Genomic DNA, 4,882 nt, shown 5'->3' on the forward strand with positions numbered 1-4,882 from the left:
AAAGGCCCGAAGTCCGCCTTCGCGGACTGCATGCGAACTCGAATGCGCCGAGCCGACCGGAGCGCACCCGGCTGGCTCCCTTCCCCCGCGCAGTTTGCGGGGGAAGGGCTGGGGATGGGGGGCGCGGGGGACTGCACCGGCCGCCCTCCCATGGCCCCAGAGCCGGTAACAGGCCCAGCCCACGCACCGCCACTACTAACACGTGCAGGATTTTACGCTTGACGATATCCGTTGCAACGTATATAATGTAGTTGAGCATCATCATGCACTAAACGACAGGAGCCGAACATGGCCATCAACGGAACCAGCATCCTCCCGCAGCGCGTGAGCGCCGCCCTCGCCGTTCTGCGCGTGATCGTTGGCATCATCTTCGTGGCGCACGGCGCGCAGAAGCTGTTCACCTACGGCCTGGCGGGCGTTTCCGGCTCGTTCGCCGGCATGGGCATTCCGCTGCCGGGCATCACCGGACCCGCGGTCGCCTTCCTGGAGTTCTTCGGCGGCATCGCGCTGATCCTGGGCCTGCTGACCCGGCTGGCGGCCTTGGGGCTGGCCATCAACATGCTGGGCGCCATCTTCATGGTGCACCTGGCGGCGGGCTTCTTCATGCCGCAGGGCTACGAGTTTGCGCTCGCGCTGTTCGGCGGCTCGGTCGCGCTGGCGCTGGCCGGTGCCGGTGAGTACTCGGTGGATTCGGTGATCGCGCGCCGCCGCGGCGGCGCCACCGGCCGCGTCTGAGCACTCCTCCTCTTTTCGCGAGGACACGCACGATGACCATCACCGATCGCGCCGCGGCCAGCGGCGAGCAGGGCGTGGCGCCCGCCGGGTTCCGTCTTCCGGCCGCCACGCGGCTGGGCCGGGTGCGCCTGCAGGTGGCCGACCTGGCGCGGTCGCTGGCCTGGTACGGCGACGTCCTGGGACTGCGGGTGGTGCACCGCGCCGACGGGCAGGCCACGCTGGCCGCCCACGGCGACGACCGTCCGCTGGTTGAGCTGCACGAACGTGCCGGCGCGGCGCCCGCTCCGCATCGCGGACGGCTGGGGCTGTACCACTTCGCCATCCTGCTGCCGGACCGCGCCGCGCTGGGCCGCTTCGTCGCCCACCTCGCGGAGATCGGCGAGCGCGCCGGGGCGTCCGACCACCTGGTGAGCGAGGCGCTGTACCTGAACGATCCCGACGGACTGGGGATCGAGGTGTACGCCGACCGTCCGCGCGGCAGCTGGGTGTGGCAGAACGGGCAGCTGGCGATGGATACGCGTCCGCTGAACCTGGAGAGCCTGGTCCGCGCCGCGGACGGCCAGCGGTGGACGGGCATGCCGGCCGGCACCGTCATCGGGCACGTGCACCTTCACATCGGCACGATCGACGAGGCGGCGGCGTTCTACCACGCCGCGCTCGGGTTCGACAAGGTGGTGTGGAGCTATCCGGGCGCGCTCTTCCTGTCCGCCGGCGGCTATCACCATCACCTGGGCCTGAATACCTGGGCCGGTGCAGGCGCACGCCCCGCGGGCGAGAACGACGCGCGCCTGCTCTCGTGGGAGATCATCGTCCCCGCGTCGGACGATGCGGACGCGGCGGCGGCGAGCCTCCGGTCCGCCGGGTACACGACGGACCGCATGGATGGCGGATGGCGCTCGGCCGATCCATGGGGGACCGAGTTGCACCTGCTCGCGGACGCCTGATCATCCTCGACTACGCACGACGCCCGGAGCCAACCCGCTCCGGGCGTCGCTTTTTATCACAATGCTTGCCAGCCGGACCGCCGCGCCGTCATCTTTCGCCCGCTCCCCTGCTCTCCTCAACCGCGCGCGGCCGATCGATGGACTTCCTGACGGGCTACTGGTTCGGCACCCTCCCGGTCCTGGCGCTGCAGATCTTCTTTGCCGTGCACGCCGTCCGCACCGGGCGTTTCTACTGGCTCTTCATCATCTTCTTCTTCCCGCTCGTCGGCAGCCTCGTGTACCTGTTCGCCGAGTACCTGCCCAGCGCGCGGGCCGGCCGCTCGGGGCTGTCGACGGTCACGAAGACGGTAAAGAAGGTGCTGGACCCCGGCGCGGAGATCCGCCGGCTGGAAGACCAGCTTTCGCTCACGGATACGCACGACAACCGGGTAGCCCTGGGGCGCGCGTACCGGCAGGCGGGCCGCCTGGACGATGCCATCCGGATGTACGAGAGCAGCCTGGAGGGGATGTACTCCGACGCGCCGCGGGCCCTTTCCGAGCTGTCCCTGGCGTACTACCAGGCGGGGCGGCTGGCGGACGCGCGCGCCACGTTCGACCGCCTGCGCCGCGCGCGCCAGCCCACGGCCGAGGAGCTGACCATCAGCGGGCGCATCGCCGAAGATTCCGGCGACCTGGACCTGGCGCTGCGCGAATACACCGCCGCCGCGCCCGGCGCCGGCGCCGAGGCCCGCTGCCGCCAGGGGCTCGTCCTCAAGCGGCTGGGCCGCGACACCGAGGCCATGCGCGCGTTCGAAGAGATCCTTCGCCACGCACGCGTGTCGCCGGGCCACTATCGCAAGGCCGAGAAGGAATGGATCGACATCGCACAGCGCGAAACCAAGGGCGCCGGGGCCGCGCGCTGACCTGCTCCGGACAAGGAAGAGCGCGCGCCACCCGGGATGGGTGGCGCGCGCTCTTTCGATTCGGAGCCTGCGATAGCCGGGTCAGACCCCCGCGGCCAGCGGCTCGAGGGCCGCTTCCATCCCCGCCCCCGGGGTGCCGGCCAGGAAGCGCTCGGCGATCTCCACCTGGTCCGCGCTGCCGATGTACAGCGGGGTGCGCTCGTGCAGCGACCGCGGCTCGATGTCCATGATGCGGCTGGTGCCGGTGGACGCGCGTCCCCCGGCGTGCTCGGCGATCATGGCCAGCGGCGCGGCCTCGTACAGCAGGCGCAGCTTGCCGTTCGGGTTCTTGTCGTCGGCCGGGTACATGAACATCCCGCCGTACAGCAGGTTGCGGTGGAAGTCGGCCACGAGCGAGCCGATGTACCGCGCGCTGAACGGCTTGGGATTGGTGCCGTCGAGCCCCTTCAGGTAGTCGACCAGCCCGCGCTGCTGGGACGACCACTTCATGTAGTTGCCCTCGTTGACGCTGAAGATGCGCTGCCCGGGGCTGGGGATGCGGATGTCGGGGTGCGAAAGCAGGAACTCGCCGATGGACGGCTCCAGCGTGAAGCCGTGCACCCCGTTCCCTGTGGTGTACACCAGCATCGTCGACGAGCCGTACACCACGTACCCGGCCGCCACCTGGCTGTACCCCGGCTGCAGGCAGTCCTGCGCGCAGCCGCGCGGGTGGTCGCTCACCTTGCGGTGCACCGAGAAGATGGTGCCCACGCTGACGTTGGCCTCGATGTTCGACGACCCGTCCAGCGGATCGAAGAGCACGCAGTACTTGCCCGTCGGGAAGCGGTCGGGGATGGGGATGAAGTCCGCCACCTCTTCCGACGCCATGCCGCACAGGTGCCCCGTGTGGTCCAGCGCCTTGAAGATCACCTCGTGGGCATACTCGTCGAGCTTCTTCACCTCTTCGCCCTGTACGTTCACCTCGCCGGTGTAGCCCAGCACGTCGGCCAGGCCGGCGCGTCGCACCTCGCGGGCGATCATCTTGGCCGCGAAGGCGATGTCGTACAGGATGTTGGAAAACGCGCCCGTCGCTTCCGGGAACTGGCGCTCGGCCTCGATGATGTGACGCTCGATGGTCACCAGGGACTTGCTGGTCACGCCTTCCTCGCGGGTGCGGATTTCCGTTGCAATGCGGCAAACTCCTTCTGCCGCGCGTACGCTTCTACTTCGTACGGGTTCTTCCGATACCCGTGCCGCAGCGCTTGGCCGCAGTACTTCAGCGGGAACAGCGGGTCGTCGTTCCACTGCCGCACGTGCACCAGCTCGTGCACGATCAGGTCTGGGGCGATGGGCCGGTCCGCGTCGAACAGGATGGTGCGCCGCAGCGTCACCGCCCCCGCGCGCTTCGTGCCGCCACCCATGAACACCCCACCGATGGCCGGGATCAGCCGGTTGAGGCGGATCACCACGCCGGGCGGCACCGGGTAGGGAAGCTCCGCATCCGGCACCCGCGGCCCCAGCAGGCGGTCGGCGATGCGCGCTACCAGGCTCACGGTACCCTCCGCCACGACGCCCCGCCCTCTTCCACGACAATGCGCACCGTGCCGTCCTCGTCGGTTCGCGCGGCCTCGATGCCCCGCGCCCGCAGGCGCGACAGCACTTCGCGGTGCGGATGCCCGTACCGGTTGCGCGCGCCCGCCGAAATCACCACCAGCTCCGGCTTTACGGCGTCCAGGAACGCCTCCGACGACGCCGTGCGGCTGCCGTGGTGCCCGGCCTTCAGCACGTCGCCGCGCAGGGCATCGGCGCCGTAGCGCTGGATCATGCGTTCCTCCACCCAGGCCGGTGCATCGCCCGTGAGCAGCGCGGTGAACCCGCCGTAGCGAACGCGGACCACGGCGGAAATGTCGTTTGCGTCGGCTGGGGTGTCAAGAGCGTCCACGGCGGGCCAGAGGAAGACAACCTCTACCCCGTCCACCCGCAAGGCCCGGTCCTGTCTCGCCGCAGCCCAGGGCACGCCGCGCTCCTCTGCCGCTTTCAGCATCTCCAGGTAGATGGGCGAGCCGACGGGCACGCCCGGCTCGATCAGCCGCCCCACGGGCATTCCCCGCAGCACCGCCGCCGCCCCGCCGATGTGGTCCGCGTGCGGGTGCGTTAGCACCATCGCCTCCAGCCGCGTGGCCCCGCTCGCCCGCAGGAACGGCAGCACCCGCCGCTCTCCCGCGTCCCACCCGTCGTCCCGCTCGCCCGCGTCGATCAGCAGCCATCGGCCCGCGGGCGTCCTCAGCGCCATCGCATCGCCCTGCCCCACGTCGATGAACG

General features: G+C 70.1%; 6 protein-coding genes. 3 read left to right on the plus strand and 3 right to left on the minus strand.

Annotated elements, in window-relative coordinates; all coding sequences use genetic code 11:
- Nucleotides 1-288: 288 nt before the first annotated feature.
- The 3 genes from VIB55_RS00600 (at nt 289) to VIB55_RS00610 (ending at nt 2,581) form a co-directional block, all read left to right on the plus strand.
- Nucleotides 289-735, plus strand: coding sequence for a DoxX family protein (locus tag VIB55_RS00600; RefSeq protein WP_331874717.1), 447 nt, complete (start codon nt 289-291; stop codon nt 733-735).
- A gap of 32 nt (nt 736-767) precedes the next feature.
- Nucleotides 768-1,679: a VOC family protein gene (locus VIB55_RS00605; RefSeq protein ID WP_331874718.1), complete on the plus strand. Its 912-nt coding sequence runs from the start codon at nt 768-770 to the stop codon at nt 1,677-1,679.
- A 137-nt stretch (nt 1,680-1,816) separates the two neighbouring features.
- Nucleotides 1,817-2,581 carry a tetratricopeptide repeat protein gene (locus VIB55_RS00610; RefSeq protein WP_331874719.1) on the plus strand — a complete coding sequence of 255 codons (765 nt, stop codon included), beginning with the start codon at nt 1,817-1,819 and terminating at the stop codon, nt 2,579-2,581.
- A gap of 81 nt (nt 2,582-2,662) precedes the next feature.
- Here the strand turns inward: VIB55_RS00610 and fbp are convergent, their stop codons facing one another.
- From fbp to VIB55_RS00625, 3 genes are all read right to left on the minus strand, one after another.
- A complete protein-coding gene (gene fbp / locus VIB55_RS00615; protein ID WP_331874720.1) occupies nt 2,663-3,718 on the minus strand; it encodes a class 1 fructose-bisphosphatase in 1,056 nt (351 codons plus the stop codon).
- Entirely contained in the window at nt 3,715-4,113 is a 399-nt protein-coding gene (locus VIB55_RS00620; protein WP_331874721.1) for a hypothetical protein, read from the minus strand. Before VIB55_RS00620 ends, fbp begins: the two co-directional genes overlap by 4 nt.
- Nucleotides 4,110-4,882, minus strand: a 773-nt coding sequence (locus tag VIB55_RS00625; RefSeq protein WP_331874722.1) for a ComEC/Rec2 family competence protein, incomplete at its 5' end; no start/stop codon positions are given. The genes VIB55_RS00620 and VIB55_RS00625, both read right to left, overlap by 4 nt.

This window comes from Longimicrobium sp. (assembly GCF_036554565.1).
Lineage (GTDB): Bacteria > Gemmatimonadota > Gemmatimonadetes > Longimicrobiales > Longimicrobiaceae > Longimicrobium.

Bases quoted from the DNA above. Each gene is read 5' to 3' on its own strand.
- VIB55_RS00600 (WP_331874717.1), top strand. From the start codon at position 289: ATGGCCATCAACGGAACCAGCATCCTCCCGCAGCGCGTGAGCGCCGCC.
- VIB55_RS00605 (WP_331874718.1), top strand. From the start codon at position 768: ATGACCATCACCGATCGCGCCGCGGCCAGCGGCGAGCAGGGCGTGGCG.
- VIB55_RS00610 (WP_331874719.1), top strand. From the start codon at position 1,817: ATGGACTTCCTGACGGGCTACTGGTTCGGCACCCTCCCGGTCCTGGCG.